Here is a 14,511-nt window from a genome sequence, read left to right on the forward strand (position 1 = left end):
GGCTCCCGCTCGGGCCACCGCACGTCCCGGACCTCCCTTGGGCCTACGCTGAACATATGAGCAAGCAGAGCGGACGCGGGCGCGTCACGGGCCTTCCGCAGTGGGACCGGTGCGCGGTCATGGGAGTCGTCAACGTGACCCCCGACTCCTTCTCCGACGGCGGCCGCTGGTTCGACACCACGTCCGCCGTCAAGCACGGCCTGGCCCTGGTCGAGGAGGGCGCCGACCTGGTCGACGTCGGCGGCGAGTCCACCCGCCCCGGCGCCACCCGGGTGGACGAGGCCGAGGAACTGCGCCGCGTCGTCCCCGTGGTCCGCGACCTCGCCTCCGAGGGCGTCACGATCTCCGTCGACACCATGCGCGCCTCGGTCGCCGAACAGGCCCTCGCCGCCGGCGCCGCCCTCGTCAACGACGTCAGCGGCGGCCTCGCGGACCCCGCGATGATCCCGGTGGTGGCGGACGCGGGCGCCCCCTTCGTCGTCATGCACTGGCGCGGCTTCCTGCAGGGCGGGAACGTCAAGGGCGTGTACGACGACGTCGTCGCCGAGGTCGTCGACGAGCTCCACGCGCGCGTGGAGGCCGTCCGGGCCGGCGGCATCGCCCCCGACCGCATAGTCGTCGACCCCGGTCTCGGCTTCTCCAAGGACGCCGAGCACGACCTCGTCCTCCTCGCCCACCTCGACCGCCTCCTCGCCCTCGGCCACCCCCTCCTCGTCGCCGCCTCCCGCAAGCGGTTCCTCGGCCGCGTCCTGGCCGGACCGCAGGGCGCGCCGCCGCCCGCCCGGGAGCGCGACGCCGCCACGGCCGCCGTCTCGGCGCTCGCGGCGCAGGCCGGCGCGTGGGCGGTACGCGTGCACGAGGTGCGCGCCACGGCGGACGCGGTGCGCGTCGCGCGCGCGATCGAAGAGGCGCGCGACGCCCAGAACGCGCCCGGCGCGAACACCGAGCACAGCGGCACACACAGCTCTGAAGGAGCCCGGTGAGCGCCCCCCACACCGATGTCGAGCAGGTGGAGGCCACCAACACCGCCTTCTACGAGGCGTTGGAGAGCGGCGACTTCGAAAAGCTGTCCTCGCTCTGGCTCACCCCGTCCGACCTGGGAGTCGACGAGACGTACCACGACCCGGCCGACGCCGGCGTGGTCTCCTGCGTGCACCCCGGCTGGCCGGTGCTCACCGGACGCGGCGAGGTCCTCAGGTCGTACGCGCTGATCATGGCGAACACCGACTACATCCAGTTCTTCCTCACCGACGTGCACATCTCCGTCACCGGCGACACCGCCCTGGTGACCTGCACCGAGAACATCCTCAGCGGCGGCCCCGCCCCCGAGGGCGGGGAGGAGCTCGGCCCGCTCGTGGGCCAGCTGGTGGTCGCCACCAACGTGTTCCGCCGCACACCCGACGGCTGGAAGATCTGGTCGCACCACGCGTCGCCCGTTCTGGCCGAAAACGACGAGGAAGACAGCGACGAGACCCCCGCCTGAGTGGGTAGGCGCCCCCAGGGGCCGCTACCGGGACACCCCAGGGCCGACGCGCGGGAGCCACCCGCGAGGGGGCCTGCCTAGCCCGCCGGGACCAAGAAGTGGTTGGAATCACGCACCTGCGGGTAGGCGCGGCTACCAAGCCATGAGCCGCCGGGTTCCCCGGGGGAAACACTCGATGAATCCTCCTGGCCCCGGACCGGGCCCACGCCCCCGTGGCCCGGCCCTGTCAGTGCCCGCAGGTAGATTCGTTCGAGGCCGGTGTGGAGCCCGCACGCGACACGGACCGGCCGTCACCGACGATTGCAGGAGTGATTCGCGTGGATCGTGTCGCGCTGCGCGGCCTCAAGGCCCGCGGGTACCACGGTGTGTTCCCCGAGGAGCGCAGGGAGGGCCAGACCTTCGTCGTGGACCTCGTGCTGGGCCTGGACACCCGGCCGGCCGCCGCCGACGACGACCTGGCGAAGACCGTGCACTACGGCATCGTGGCGGAGGAGGTCGTGGCCGTCGTCGAGGGCGAGCCGGTCAACCTCATCGAGACGCTCGCCGCACGCATCGCCCAGGCCTGCCTGAAGCACGAAGGGGTCCAGGAGGTCGAGGTCACCGTCCACAAACCGGACGCGCCGATCACGGTCCCCTTCGACGACGTGACCGTCACCATCACCCGGAGCCGAGTATGACCGCGTTCTTCACCGAGGGGCACAGCGACCCGACCGTACAGCCGGTACCCGCCTCCGTCGTCGAGAAGGTCGACGCCGCCGACACCACCCTCCACAACCCGAAACGGGCCGTGATCTCCCTCGGCTCCAACCTCGGCAACCGCCTGGAGACCCTCCAGGGCGCCATCGACGCGCTGGAGGACACCCCCGGCGTCCGCATCAAGGCGGTCTCCCCGGTGTACGAGACGGAGCCGTGGGGCGTGGAGCCGGGAAGCCAGCCCTCCTACTTCAACGCGGTCGTGGTCCTCAAGACCACGCTCCCCCCGTCCTCCCTCCTGGAGCGCGCCCACGCGGTCGAGGAGGCCTTCCACCGGGTACGGGACGAACGCTGGGGCGCACGCACCCTCGACGTCGACATCGTCGCGTACGCCGACGTCGTCTCCGACGACCCGACCCTCACCCTCCCCCATCCGCGCGCCCACGAACGCGCCTTCGTCCTCGCCCCCTGGCACGACGTTGAGCCGCAGGCACAGCTGCCGGGCCGCGGCCCGGTGGCCGACCTGCTGGCCGGCATCACGCGCCACGGCGTCGAACCGCGCAGAGACCTGGAACTCCAGCTGCCCGAGTAGTCGTTAAGGTCAAGACGATCGACCACAGTCCGTGGGGATCCGGGGGAGCTGAAGGGACACCGTGAGAGAGCTGCGCATCAGGATGCTGGCCGGCATCTTCCTCGTCGCCGGAATCCTGTCCTGGGCGGGCGCCCGCCTCTGGAACTCGATCGGGACCCTGCCGAGCGTCCCCCTGGCCGCCCCCATCGTCCTCGCCGTGATCGCCGTGGTCCTGCTCGCCACGGCGCTCTCGATCCGCGCCCGCCTGAAGGCCCAGCGCGAACGCGACCCCGAGGCCAAGGGCGTCGACCCCCTGATGGCCGCCCGCGCGGTCGTCTTCGGCCAGGCCAGCGCCCTGGTGGCCGCCCTCGTCGCCGGCATGTACGGCGGCACGGGCGCCTTCCTCCTGGAACTCCTCGACATCCCCGCCCGCCGCGACCAGGCCGTCTACGCCGGCTTCTCGTTGGTGGCGGGCGTCGGCGTCATAGCGGCAGCCATCTTCCTGGAACGCGTGTGCAAGCTCCCGGAGGACGACGAGCACAACGGGGCAGGCGCGGCGCCGACGGTGTGACGCTGCTGGGTTTACCAGGCTGGCGTGCTAGGTGGCCATTGACCAGGAAACCCGGGTAGGGATCCAGACGGTAGCTGTAGAGGGTGAACGGTTTCGGGCTTTCGGCCCTGCGTAGCCGTACATCCCGCACCTCGACCCACGTCGACTCGGCGAGTCCCAGCGGATGCTGCTCGGGTTTGAACGTTCCTCGTGACGGCCAACTGTCGGCTACGACCAGGTGCGAGGCCGGCCCGTTGCCCCGGGGCGTGAACTTTGCGCCAACCACCTGTGCCAACTCGGACAGAAACGCTGCATTGGAGCTGACGAGCAAGCGAGCGGCCCAGGTCTTCGGACGGAATTCGTCCCCGTCCGTGTAGCCGTCGAGAAAGCCTTCGAACGTCTCGCTGTCCCGGAGAACAACGCGAGGAAACCGTTGCCGCACATGATGCGCGTCCCCACCCACGTACTGCCTCATCAGGTCAGCCAAGTACGACGAGACGACACGCACGCGGAAGCCAGGCGCGTCCCGCTGAAGGTAGCCGGAGGGACGCGTGACTGCTTCCAGGCGAGCGGGCAACCCGGTTGCTGCGGTTAGGCACGCCGCTAAGCGTGAGGCGAAACCCTCGTAGCCCGGTTTGATGGTCAACCGCTCGCGACACAACTTCCGCGCGTACGTCCAGGCGAGAACGGTTCCTTCCGTGTCTCTCGCGTGGACCCACCATCAGGCGTTCCCAGCATCTGATCCGCGCCTGCAAGCGCCCGCCCAACCCCATTCACTGTCTGCTTGCTGGGCAGCCCATACCCCACCGCAACCCCCCTTGATCAGCGACTCCACTGATCAAGGACGATATCGGGCGCCACTGACAATCAGGTCAGCGCGCCAGTATCAGGCTCATTGCCTCGGCGCGGGTCGTAGCGTCCCGAAGCTGCCCACGCACCGCCGACGTCGTGGTCTTGGCGCCGGGCTTGCGGATGCCGCGCATCGACATGCACATGTGTTCAGCCTCAATGACGACGATCACCCCCCGGGCCTCAAGGATCTTCATGAGGGAGTCGGCGATCTGGGTGGTGAGCCGTTCCTGCACCTGCAGACGACGGGCAAACACGTCAACCAGCCGTGCAAGCTTCGAGAGGCCGGTGATCTTGCCGCTTTCAGCAGGAATGTACCCAATGTGGGCTACGCCATGGAATGGGAGGAGATGATGTTCACAGTTTGAAACGATTTCTATATCTTTGACCAAGACCATCTCGTCATGTCCGATATCGAAAGTCGTCGTCAGAACTTCCTCAGGCTCCTGCCACAGCCCCGCCAAAAGCTCCCGATAAGCCCGCGCCACCCGCGCCGGCGTCTCCTTCAGCCCTTCACGGTCCGGATCCTCGCCGACCGCGATCAGCAGCTCACGCACGGCGTTCTCGGCGCGCTTCTCGTCGAACTCGCCGATGAAGCCCTCGCCATCCAGCGTCACGGGGTCGGTCATGTGGTGCCTCGTTCCTCTGCGGGTCGCGCGCGTGTGGGCCACGTGCGCGTCTGAACTGCGTGCATACAAAAATGCCGCGCCCCCCAGGCTAGAACCAGGGGGGCGCGGCATCCATTCCGGACCGGTGGGGTCACCGGAGCCGGGGCGTCAGCTCTCGGGACGATCCTCCGGAGCCGGCTCGGCCGCCGGGGCGGGCTCCGTCACCGTCGACTTGGCGGTGCTGATCGCCGGAGTCGCGCCGTTGGCGCCGTTCGTCAGTGCGAGCTCCTTCGGGGAGAGCACCGGCGGACGGGTGGACGGCGTACGCCGCGAGGAGCCGGTCCAGGCGGGCCGGGGCGGACGCTTGACGATGGGGGCGAAGATCTCGGCGATCTCCTCCTTGCCCAGCGTCTCCTTCTCCAGCAGCTGCAGGACGAGGTTGTCGAGGACGTCGCGGTTCTCGACCAGGATCTCCCAGGCCTCGTTGTGCGCGTTCTCGATGAGCTTCTTGACTTCCTCGTCCACCAGCGCGGCGACCTCTTCCGAGTAGTCGCGCTGGTGAGCCATCTCACGTCCGAGGAACGGCTCGGTGTTGTCGCCGCCGAACTTGATCGCGCCGAGACGCTCGGTCATGCCGTACTGCGTGACCATCGCGCGGGCGGTGGCCGTGGCCTTCTCGATGTCGTTCGCGGCACCCGTCGTCGGGTCGTGGAAGACCAGTTCCTCGGCCGCGCGGCCGCCCAGCATGTAGGCCAGCTGGTCCAGCATTTCGTTGCGCGTGGTCGAGTACTTGTCCTCGTCCGGGAGCACCATCGTGTAGCCCAGCGCACGGCCTCGCGACAGGATCGTGATCTTGTGGACCGGGTCGGAGTTGGGGGAAGCCGCCGCGACCAGGGCGTGGCCGCCCTCGTGGTACGCGGTGATCTTCTTTTCCTTGTCCGACATGATCCGGGTCCGCTTCTGCGGGCCCGCCACAACGCGGTCGATGGCCTCGTCCAGCATGTGGTTGTCGATCAGCTTCTTGTCGCTGCGGGCCGTGAGCAGCGCTGCCTCGTTGAGGACGTTGCTCAGGTCCGCGCCCGTGAAGCCGGGCGTGCGGCGGGCGACCGCCGACAGGTCGACGTCCGGGGCGACCGGCTTGCCCTTCTGGTGAACCTTGAGGATCTCCAGACGGCCCTGCATGTCCGGGCGGTCGACCGCGATCTGGCGGTCGAAGCGGCCGGGGCGCAGAAGGGCCGGGTCGAGGATGTCGGGCCGGTTCGTCGCGGCGATGAGGATCACGCCGCCCTTGACGTCGAAGCCGTCCATCTCGACGAGCAGCTGGTTCAGGGTCTGCTCGCGCTCGTCGTGACCGCCGCCGAGGCCGGCGCCGCGGTGACGGCCGACCGCGTCGATCTCGTCGACGAAGACGATCGCCGGGGCGTTCGCCTTGGCCTGCTCGAACAGGTCACGGACTCGGGAGGCACCGACACCGACGAACATCTCGACGAAGTCGGAACCGGAGATCGAGTAGAAGGGGACGCCCGCCTCGCCGGCGACGGCGCGCGCGAGGAGCGTCTTACCGGTACCGGGAGGCCCGTAGAGCAGCACGCCCTTGGGGATCTTGGCGCCCACGGCCTGGAACTTCGCCGGTTCCTGGAGGAACTCCTTGATCTCCTGGAGCTCCTCGACGGCCTCGTCCGAGCCGGCGACGTCCGAGAACGTCGTCTTCGGGGTGTCCTTGGTGATGAGCTTCGCCTTGGACTTGCCGAAGTTCATGACCCGGGAGCCGCCGCCCTGCATCTGATTCATCAGGAACAGGAAGACGACCACGATGAGGACGAAGGGAAGCAGGGAGAGCAGGATGCCGACGAACGGGTTCTGCTTGGACGGCGAAACCGTGTAGCCGTCCGGGATCTGCTTGTCCTGGTACTTGTTCTGCAGCGTGCTGGCGATGGTCACGCCCTGATCGCCGATGTAGCTCGCCTGGATCTTGGTGGCGCCCTCGACCTTTTCGCCGTCCTTGAGCTGGACCTTGATGATCTGCTCGTCGCCGGTGGTCAGTTTGGCCGACTCGACCTTGTTGTCATTGATCGCCTGGACGACCTGGCCGGTGTCCACCGTCTTGTAGCCGCCGGACGAGCCGACGACCTGCATCAACACGACCACGGCAAGGACGGCCAGCACGATCCACATGACCGGCCCACGGAAGTATCGCTTCACGTCCATCCATACGGAGCGGTGCCGCCCCGTCCCTCCTGCCATAGTGAGTTTGATAAGACAGTTCTTCTGACGGTACCCCAGCTTTGACGACCGTAGCCGCACGGGACGGCTGGCAAGCCCGTCTGCATGCTCCAACGGCGCGAGGCCCGCCGGGGTTCCCGATCTTCGTACAGCGCTTGGGCCCTTCGGGTCCGGTACCCCGGACCGTCGGACTCAGCCGCCGTAGACGTGGGGCGCGAGCGTACCGACGAACGGGAGGTTGCGGTACTTCTCGGCGTAGTCGAGGCCGTAGCCGACGACGAACTCGTTGGGGATGTCGAAGCCGACCCACTCCACGTCGATGGCGACCTTCGCGGCCTCGGGCTTGCGCAGCAGGGTGCACACCTTGAGGGAGGCGGGCTCGCGCGAGCCGAGGTTGGAGATCAGCCAGGACAGGGTCAGGCCGGAGTCGATGATGTCCTCGACGATCAGGACGTGCTTGCCCTTGATGTCGGTGTCGAGGTCCTTGAGGATCCGCACGACACCGGAGGACTGGGTGCCGGCGCCGTACGACGACACGGCCATCCAGTCCATGGTGACGGGGGTGGACAGCGCCCGGGCGAGGTCGGCCATGACCATCACCGCGCCCTTGAGGACGCCGACGATGAGCAGGTCCTTGCCCGCGTACTCCGCGTCGATCTTCGCGGCCAGCTCGGCCAGCTTCGCGTCGATCTCTTCTTTGGTGATGAGCACCTGCTGGAGCTCGGCACCCATGTCTTTCGCGTCCACCCGCATCACTTTCGGTCGTCCCACCGGCTGGTCCCTGCCGCTCTCACGACCCGCTCGAGGGCCGGTGGGAGGGTCCGGTTTCAGCCTTGCCGAATCACCAGTCTGCCACCCTGGCGCTGCGCGACGACTTTGCCGGGGAGATTGATGGCTCCCTGACCGCGCCAGCCGGTGATCAGCCGGTCGACTTCCTCGATGTGGCGGGCGAACAGCGCACCGGCGGGCGCCCCGGCCTCGATGGCGGCGCGGCGCAGGATCCGACGGCGTACGGCGGGCGGCAGGGCGTACAGCTTGGCGCACTCCAGGAGGCCGGCCGAGTCGCGTACGGCGGCCTCGGCCTGGCCGGCCCAGGCGTCGAGGGCGTCGGCGTCGTCGCGGGAGAGCTGGGCGGTGCGGGCGAGGGCCTCCACGACGCCCTTGCCCAGCGCCTTCTCCAGGGCGGGCAGGCCTTCCTGGCGCAGCCGCGACCTGGTGTAGGCGGGATCGGAGTTGTGGGGGTCGTCCCAGACCGGGAGGGACTGGACCATGCAGGCCTTGCGGGCGGTCTGCCGGTCGAGCTGGAGGAAGGGGCGCCGGTAACGGCCGCCGGCCCCCGAGACCGCGGCCATTCCGGACAGGGAGCGGATGCCGGAGCCGCGGGCGAGGCCGAGCAGGACGGTTTCGGCCTGGTCGTCGCGGGTGTGGCCGAGCAGGACGGCGACGGCGCCGTGGCGGACGGCCGCGGTGTCGAGGGCGGCGTAGCGGGCGTCACGGGCGGCGGCCTCGGGTCCGCCTTGGCGGCCGACGGTCACGGCGATGGACTCGACCGGGTCGAGGCCGAGTTCGCGCATGCGCAGGACGACTTCCTCGGCGCGCAGGTCGGAGCCGGGCTGCAGACCGTGGTCGACGGTGACGGCGCCGGCACGGATGCCGAGTTTGGGGGCTTCGAAGGCGAGCGCGGAGGCGAGGGCCATGGAGTCGGCGCCGCCGGAGCATGCCACGAGCACGAGCGGGGAGGGGGGTCGCTCGTGCGGGGCGGTGCTCGGGGGCTCCTGCGGGGCCTGGCCGGGGAGTTCGTACGACGGCTCGCGCGCCGTGTCGTACACGGCGGACATGACGCCGGTCGATGTCACGGACGGCGCCATGGGCAGCGCCATGTGCGGGATCTCGTACGAGGTCGCGCGCGCGGTGGCGGGCGCGGGGGCGTCGGTGGGGTGGCTGTGTTCGTTGAGGATGTCGTGGAGGACGCGGCGGACCGCCAGGCGTATCGCCGCGACCGCAGGATGGGGACCCATTGTCCGGTTCCCTTCATGAAATTGTCGGGGGGTGAGCCCGAGTTCGGTCACTCAGAGTGTGTAGATGGTGACAGAACCGGGCCGTTCCCCGAGCATTGCACGCCTACCCATCGCTCACGGTCCCTCGGACGGGTGATTGAAGGGGCGTTCGCCTGCCGTCGGCCGGATTCGGTTCACGACGTTCGTATGAGATGCACGACTCGGCGCGTGATTCACGACTCCGCCTTGCGGTGCACCCGCGCGATCCAATCCGCCGGTTTGGCGATCTCCGTCTTGGTCGGGAGGGTGTTCGGGGAGGTCCACACGCGGTTGAAGCCGTCCATGCCGACCTGGTCCACGACCGCCCGTACGAAGCGTTCGCCGTCGCGGTACTGCCTGAGTTTGGCATCCAGACCCAGCAGCTTGCGCAGGGCCATGTCGAGCCTCGACGCACCCTTGGCGCGTCGCTGCTGGAACTTCTCGCGGATCTCGGCGACGGTCGGGACGACCTGGGGGCCGACCCCGTCCATCACGAAGTCGGCGTGGCCCTCCAGGAGCGACATCACGGCGGTGAGCCGGCCGAGGATCTCCCGCTGGGCCGGGGTCTGCACCAGTTCGACGAAGGACCGTCCGCCGTCGTCCTCCTCGGCCTCGGGGCGGCCGCCCGCGAGCGACTGCGCGGCCTCGCGGATGCGCTCCAGGACGGTCATGGGGTCGACGTCCGTCTCCCCCAAGAACGACTGGATTTCGCCCTCCAGGTGGTCCCGCAGCCAGGGCACGGCGGTGAACTGCGTGCGGTGCGTCTCCTCGTGCAGGGTCACCCACAGGCGGAAGTCGTGGGGCTGTACGTCGAGTTCGCGCTCCACGTGCACGATGTTCGGGGCGACGAGCAGGAGTCGGCCGCCGCCGTTCTGGCCCGCCGGGAGTTCGCGGGTGGCCGGGGCGAAGGTCTCGTACTGGCCGAGGACGCGGGAGGCCAGGAAGGACAGCAGCATCCCGAGTTCGACGCCGGTGACCTTGCCGCCGACCGCGCCGAGGACCGCGCCGCCGGTGCTGCCGCTGCGGCGCTCCTGCATCTTTTCGAGCAGGGGCTTGAGGATCTCGCGGAACCCTGCGACGTTCGCCCGCACCCAGCCGGGGCGGTCCACGACGAGGACGGGGGTGTCGTGGGTGTCCTCCGTGCCCATACGAGTGAAGCCCCGGACGTGTTCCTCCGAGGCCTTGGCATGTCGGCGCAGCTCGGCGACGACGGCCCGGGCCTCGTCGCGGCTCACCTCGGGGCCCGGCCGTACGAGCCGGGTCGCGGTCGCCACCGCGAGATTCCAGTCGACCATCTCGGCACCACCGATGCTCGTCATGTGTCAACCGTACGTGAGCGTTCCCACTTGGGGCAGGCCGTGGGGGCTGGCGGGGCCGCGGTGCCTTTGGGGGTTGCTCGGCGTGGTGGTGGCGTACTTGGGTCGGCAGGGGCGGCGCGTGTTCGGGCGGCGCCCGGCGTTGCGGGCCGTGCCCACCCGTTCCGCCCCAGCGGAACGACTGCCCACGGCGGGGGCGGGGTCAGCCGCAGCCGCACGCTGACAGGGCCGTTGCCGTTCTGTCCAGGGCCGACTGGGCTGCCGCCGGGTCCGTCGTGTTCGTGGCCAGGAAGGCGAAGGCCAGTAGGCGGCCGTCCTGGTCGACCACCGTGCCGGCCAGGGCGTTCACGCCGGTCAGGGTGCCTGTCTTGGCTCGGACGACGCCTGCCGCGCCGTCCGTGTAGCGGCTGGTCAGGGTGCCGGTGAAGCCTGCCACCGGGAGACCGGTCAGGGTCGCGCGCAGTTGCGGGTGGGTCGGGTCGGCTGCCTTGGCGAGGAGGGACGTGAGCAGGTCCGCCGTCAGTCTGTCGTCGCGGTTGAGGCCGCTGCCGTCCTTGAAGGCGGCGCCGGAGACCGGGAGTCCGAGCTTCTTCAGCTGCGCCCCGATCGCGTCGCCGGCACCGTCGAAGTCCGGGCGCTGTCCGCTCGCCACGGCCGTCTGGCGGGCCAGGGCCTCGGCGATGTCGTTGTCGCTGTTGGTGAGCATGCGCTCGACCAGCGAGGAGAGCGGGGGCGAGGAGACCTCGGCGAGGGGCTCGGCCCGGTTCGTCGCCTTGGACGGGCCGGGGGAGGTCGTCTTGATGCCGTGGTCCGCGAGGAAGGACGCGAACTCGGCCGCCGCGTCCTTCGCCGGGTCCGCCACCCGGGGTGCCGGGCCGCTGGTGGAATCGTCCGTGCGGGCCTCGTCGGCCATGAGGGCGCTGACCGGGGCAAGGTTGTCGTTGACCCCGATGGGGTGCAGTTCGGGGCCGGCGTAAAGGGTCTTGTCGTACGAGAGGGTGACCTGGCGCACGTTTCGCTTCTTCAGCGCAGCTGCCGTCTCGTCGGCCAGCTCGCGCAGGCTCGCCCAGCCGTCGGCCTCCTTGCGTGCCGTCAGCGTGGGGTCGCCGCCGCCGACCAGGACCAGTTCCTTCGTGTCGGGTTCGAGGGCGGTGCGGGTGGTGAGGCGGTGGTCGGGGCCCAGCGCGGCGAGGGCGGCCGTGGCGGTGGCGAGTTTCGTCGTGGAGGCGGGGATGAGGGGCTCGGAGGCTCCGTCGCCGTAGAGGCGCTTGCCGGTGGCCACGTCCACGATCGCCGCGGTGCTGCGGGTGCCGAGTTCCGGGACGTCCAGGAGCGGGCCCAGGAGGCCGGCGAGAGCCTTGCCGTTCGGGGCCGACTTCACGGTGCTGATGCCGCCGCCGAGGCCGGTGAGGACGGAGGCCGCGCTGGGGGCGGGGCGGGGTCCTTCGGCCGCCGTATCCGCGGAATCGGACGTATCGGCATTACGGCCGTGATCTGTGCCACCCGTGCGCTCCTGGGCGGCCGCCCAGTCCCGCTCGGCCGTACGCTGACCGGTGGAGTCCCAGGGGCCGGCGGCGGACACCACTCCGGCGGCCAGTGCCAGTCCGGCGGTGGCGGCGCCCGCGGTGAACTGCCAGGTCTTCGGCTTGCGTGTCCGCACGGCCTGCGGGGAGACGGCTCGCGCGAGCCGTACGACCCGTGGTTTCGCGGCCGTCGCGGCGCGTGCGAGACGGGGGCCCACGGCGTCCGCGGCCCGTGCCAGACGCGGTCGTACGGCGCTCGCGACCCGCGTCACATGCGGTCTCGCGGCTCGCCAAGGCCTCAGCTCTGGCACGACCACCAGCCCCTTTCGCGATCACACACCTGCGTGAGGGACACTTAACCACCAGAACTATGTGCTGATCATGGAGGAGCCACCGGTGGAGTTCGACGTCACGATCGAGATTCCGAAGGGTTCGCGGAACAAGTACGAGGTGGACCACGAGACCGGTCGGATCCGCCTGGACCGTCGACTCTTCACCTCGACCGCCTACCCGACCGACTACGGCTTCGTCGAGAACACCCTCGGCGAGGACGGCGACCCGCTGGACGCGCTGGTCATCCTGGACGAGCCGACCTTCCCGGGCTGCCTCATCAAGTGCCGCGCGATCGGCATGTTCCGGATGACGGACGAGGCCGGCGGCGACGACAAGCTGCTGTGCGTGCCGGCGACGGACCCGCGGGTGGAGCACCTGCGTGACATCCACCACGTCTCGGAGTTCGACCGCCTGGAGATCCAGCACTTCTTCGAGGTCTACAAGGACCTGGAGCCCGGCAAGTCCGTCGAGGGCGCCGACTGGGTGGGCCGCACCGAGGCCGAGGCCGAGATCGAGCGGTCCTACAAGCGCTTCAAGGACCAGGGCGGCCACTGAGCCATCGGGCTGAGGCACCGGCTGCTCTCAGCCATGTGAACGGGCTGCACGCGTGCGCGTGCAGCCCGTTCGCGTGTGTGTGCGCATACTGAGTGCGGCAGGAGGTGTCGTATAGGGAGTGCTACGCACGTGACGGACGCGGAGGACCGCAAGCCGCAGTCGGACGAGGCAAGGATGGCCTTCACGCCTCCCGTAGGCGTCGAGGTCGGGGACAACGAGTCGGAGACCACGTCCGAGTTCGCCCTCCCCAAGGGGCTGGGTGTACCGCAGCCGCCGGTCCAGGAACCCGAGGGCTCGGCGTTCCGCGCGCCGAGCGGCTACAGCGTCGAGGACGCCTCACCCGCCTTCACCCCCGCGACCGGCATACCGAAGATCAGCCTGACCAAGGATCTGCCCTGGCAGGACCGGATGCGGACGATGCTGCGCATGCCGGTGGCCGAGCGGCCCGCTCCGGAGCGGATGCCGAAGGTGGAGGAGGAGGGTCCGGCCGTCCCGCGCGTGCTCGACCTGACCCTGCGTATCGGCGAGCTGCTGTTGGCGGGCGGTGAGGGCGCGGAGGACGTCGAGGCGGCGATGTTCGCGGTCTGCCGGTCCTACGGCCTGGACCGCTGCGAGCCGAACGTCACCTTCACCCTGCTGTCGATCTCGTACCAGCCGTCGCTGGTGGACGATCCGGTGACGGCGTCGCGCACGGTACGGCGGCGCGGCACCGACTACACGCGTCTGGCCGCCGTGTACCAGCTCGTCGACGACCTCAGCGACCCGGAGAGCCATATCTCCCTGGAGGAGTCCTACGGGCGGCTCGCGGAGATCCGCCGCAACCGGCACCCGTACCCGACCTGGGTGCTGACCGGGGCGAGCGGGCTGCTCGCGGGCGCGGCCTCCGTGCTGGTCGGCGGTGACGTGATCGTCTTCATCGCGGCCATGCTGGGGGCGATGCTCGGCGACCGGCTGGCGTGGCTGTGCGCGGGGCGCGGGCTGCCGGAGTTCTACCAGTTCACGGTGGCCGCGATGCCGCCGGCCGCGATCGGGGTCGCGCTGACGCTGGCGCACGTCGACGTGAAGGGGTCCGCGGTGATCACCGGTGGACTGTTCGCGCTGCTGCCCGGGCGGGCGCTGGTGGCGGGCGTGCAGGACGGGCTGACCGGCTTCTACATCACCGCGGCCGCGCGTCTGCTGGAGGTCATGTACTTCTTCGTCGGCATCGTCGTCGGTGTGCTGGTGATCCTGTACCTCGGCGTGAACCTGGGCGCCGGCCCCGACCCCGACGCGCTGCTGAACATCTCCGAGCGGCCGTACTGGCAGATCGGCGCGTCGATGCTGCTGTCGCTGACCTTCGCGGTGCTGCTCCAGCAGGAACGGTCCACTGTGCTCGCCGTGACCCTCAACGGGGGCGTCGCGTGGGTGGTCTACGGCGCGCTGCACTACGCCGGTGAGCTGTCGCCGGTTGCCTCTACGGCTGTCGCGGCCGGGTTGGTGGGGTTGTTCGGGCAGCTGATGGCGCGGTATCGGTTCGCGTCGGCGTTGCCGTACACGACGGCGGCGATCGGGCCCCTGTTGCCGGGGTCGGCCACGTATTTCGGGCTGTTGTCGATCGCGCAGAACAAGGTGGATGCGGGGCTTGTTTCGCTGGCCACGGCGGCTTCTTTGGCCATGGCCATTGCGATTGGGGTCAATCTCGGGTCGGAGATCTCCCGGTTGTTCCTGCGGATCGGCTCGCCTGAGAAGCGGCGGGCTGCCAAGCGGACGCGGGGATTCTGAGCGCCGGACG

Annotated in this window: 13 protein-coding genes; 7 read left to right on the plus strand and 6 right to left on the minus strand. The window is 69.8% G+C overall.

Going from position 1 to position 14,511, the window contains the following annotated elements:
* The first annotated feature begins 56 nt into the window (after positions 1–56).
* From folP to QQM39_RS18655, 5 genes are all read left to right on the plus strand, one after another.
* Positions 57–983, plus strand: a complete 927-nt coding sequence (gene folP, locus QQM39_RS18635; protein WP_301998068.1) for a dihydropteroate synthase — start codon at positions 57–59, stop codon at positions 981–983.
* On the plus strand, positions 980–1,483 hold the full coding sequence (locus QQM39_RS18640; RefSeq protein WP_301998070.1) for a nuclear transport factor 2 family protein: 504 nt from the start codon (positions 980–982) through the stop codon (positions 1,481–1,483). Before folP ends, QQM39_RS18640 begins: the two co-directional genes overlap by 4 nt.
* Positions 1,484–1,800: 317 nt before the next feature.
* On the plus strand, positions 1,801–2,160 hold the full coding sequence (gene folB / locus QQM39_RS18645) for a dihydroneopterin aldolase (protein WP_274241749.1): 360 nt from the start codon (positions 1,801–1,803) through the stop codon (positions 2,158–2,160).
* The gene (folK, locus tag QQM39_RS18650) at positions 2,157–2,768 is read left to right on the plus strand and encodes a 2-amino-4-hydroxy-6-hydroxymethyldihydropteridine diphosphokinase (RefSeq protein WP_301998071.1); all 612 of its coding nucleotides are present in this window, start codon (positions 2,157–2,159) and stop codon (positions 2,766–2,768) included. Before folB ends, folK begins: the two co-directional genes overlap by 4 nt.
* A 61-nt stretch (positions 2,769–2,829) precedes the next feature.
* Entirely contained in the window at positions 2,830–3,318 is a 489-nt protein-coding gene (locus tag QQM39_RS18655) for a DUF3180 domain-containing protein (protein WP_301998072.1), read from the plus strand.
* 851 nt (positions 3,319–4,169) lie between these two features.
* On the opposite strand, the gene folE is transcribed toward QQM39_RS18655, so the two are convergent.
* The 6 genes from folE to dacB form a co-directional block, all read right to left on the minus strand.
* Positions 4,170–4,775 (minus strand): GTP cyclohydrolase I FolE, encoded by a 606-nt coding sequence (gene folE, locus QQM39_RS18660; protein ID WP_301998073.1) that lies wholly within the window; start codon positions 4,773–4,775, stop codon positions 4,170–4,172.
* Positions 4,776–4,922: 147 nt separating this feature from the next.
* Complete coding sequence (gene ftsH / locus QQM39_RS18665) at positions 4,923–6,962, minus strand: ATP-dependent zinc metalloprotease FtsH (protein WP_302003629.1); 2,040 nt, start codon at positions 6,960–6,962, stop codon at positions 4,923–4,925.
* Between the two features lie 207 nt (positions 6,963–7,169).
* Complete coding sequence (gene hpt, locus QQM39_RS18670; protein WP_274249614.1) at positions 7,170–7,730, minus strand: hypoxanthine phosphoribosyltransferase; 561 nt, start codon at positions 7,728–7,730, stop codon at positions 7,170–7,172.
* A 74-nt stretch (positions 7,731–7,804) separates the two neighbouring features.
* Positions 7,805–8,995 (minus strand): tRNA lysidine(34) synthetase TilS, encoded by a 1,191-nt coding sequence (gene tilS, locus QQM39_RS18675; RefSeq protein WP_301998074.1) that lies wholly within the window; start codon positions 8,993–8,995, stop codon positions 7,805–7,807.
* A gap of 212 nt (positions 8,996–9,207) precedes the next feature.
* The gene (locus QQM39_RS18680; RefSeq protein WP_301998075.1) at positions 9,208–10,332 is read right to left on the minus strand and encodes a zinc-dependent metalloprotease; all 1,125 of its coding nucleotides are present in this window, start codon (positions 10,330–10,332) and stop codon (positions 9,208–9,210) included.
* A 199-nt stretch (positions 10,333–10,531) separates the two neighbouring features.
* Positions 10,532–12,169: a D-alanyl-D-alanine carboxypeptidase/D-alanyl-D-alanine-endopeptidase gene (dacB, locus tag QQM39_RS18685; protein WP_301998076.1), complete on the minus strand. Its 1,638-nt coding sequence runs from the start codon at positions 12,167–12,169 to the stop codon at positions 10,532–10,534.
* Positions 12,170–12,248: 79 nt separating this feature from the next.
* Here dacB and QQM39_RS18690 point away from each other — a divergent pair, with 79 nt between their 5' ends.
* Both QQM39_RS18690 and QQM39_RS18695 read left to right on the plus strand, forming a co-directional pair.
* Positions 12,249–12,740 carry an inorganic diphosphatase gene (locus tag QQM39_RS18690; protein WP_031487466.1) on the plus strand — a complete coding sequence of 164 codons (492 nt, stop codon included), beginning with the start codon at positions 12,249–12,251 and terminating at the stop codon, positions 12,738–12,740.
* 129 nt (positions 12,741–12,869) lie between these two features.
* Entirely contained in the window at positions 12,870–14,501 is a 1,632-nt protein-coding gene (locus tag QQM39_RS18695; RefSeq protein ID WP_301998078.1) for a threonine/serine exporter ThrE family protein, read from the plus strand.
* Positions 14,502–14,511: the final 10 nt, after the last annotated feature.

The organism is Streptomyces sp. DT2A-34 (genome assembly GCF_030499515.1).
Taxonomy (GTDB): Bacteria; Actinomycetota; Actinomycetes; order Streptomycetales; family Streptomycetaceae; genus Streptomyces.

Bases quoted from the DNA above. Each gene is read 5' to 3' on its own strand.
- folP (WP_301998068.1), top strand. From the start codon at position 57: ATGAGCAAGCAGAGCGGACGCGGGCGCGTCACGGGCCTTCCGCAGTGG.
- folK (WP_301998071.1), top strand. From the start codon at position 2,157: ATGACCGCGTTCTTCACCGAGGGGCACAGCGACCCGACCGTACAGCCG.
- folE (WP_301998073.1), bottom strand. From the start codon at position 4,775: ATGACCGACCCCGTGACGCTGGATGGCGAGGGCTTCATCGGCGAGTTC.
- ftsH (WP_302003629.1), bottom strand. From the start codon at position 6,962: ATGGACGTGAAGCGATACTTCCGTGGGCCGGTCATGTGGATCGTGCTG.
- hpt (WP_274249614.1), bottom strand. From the start codon at position 7,730: ATGCGGGTGGACGCGAAAGACATGGGTGCCGAGCTCCAGCAGGTGCTC.
- tilS (WP_301998074.1), bottom strand. From the start codon at position 8,995: ATGGGTCCCCATCCTGCGGTCGCGGCGATACGCCTGGCGGTCCGCCGC.
- QQM39_RS18680 (WP_301998075.1), bottom strand. From the start codon at position 10,332: ATGACGAGCATCGGTGGTGCCGAGATGGTCGACTGGAATCTCGCGGTG.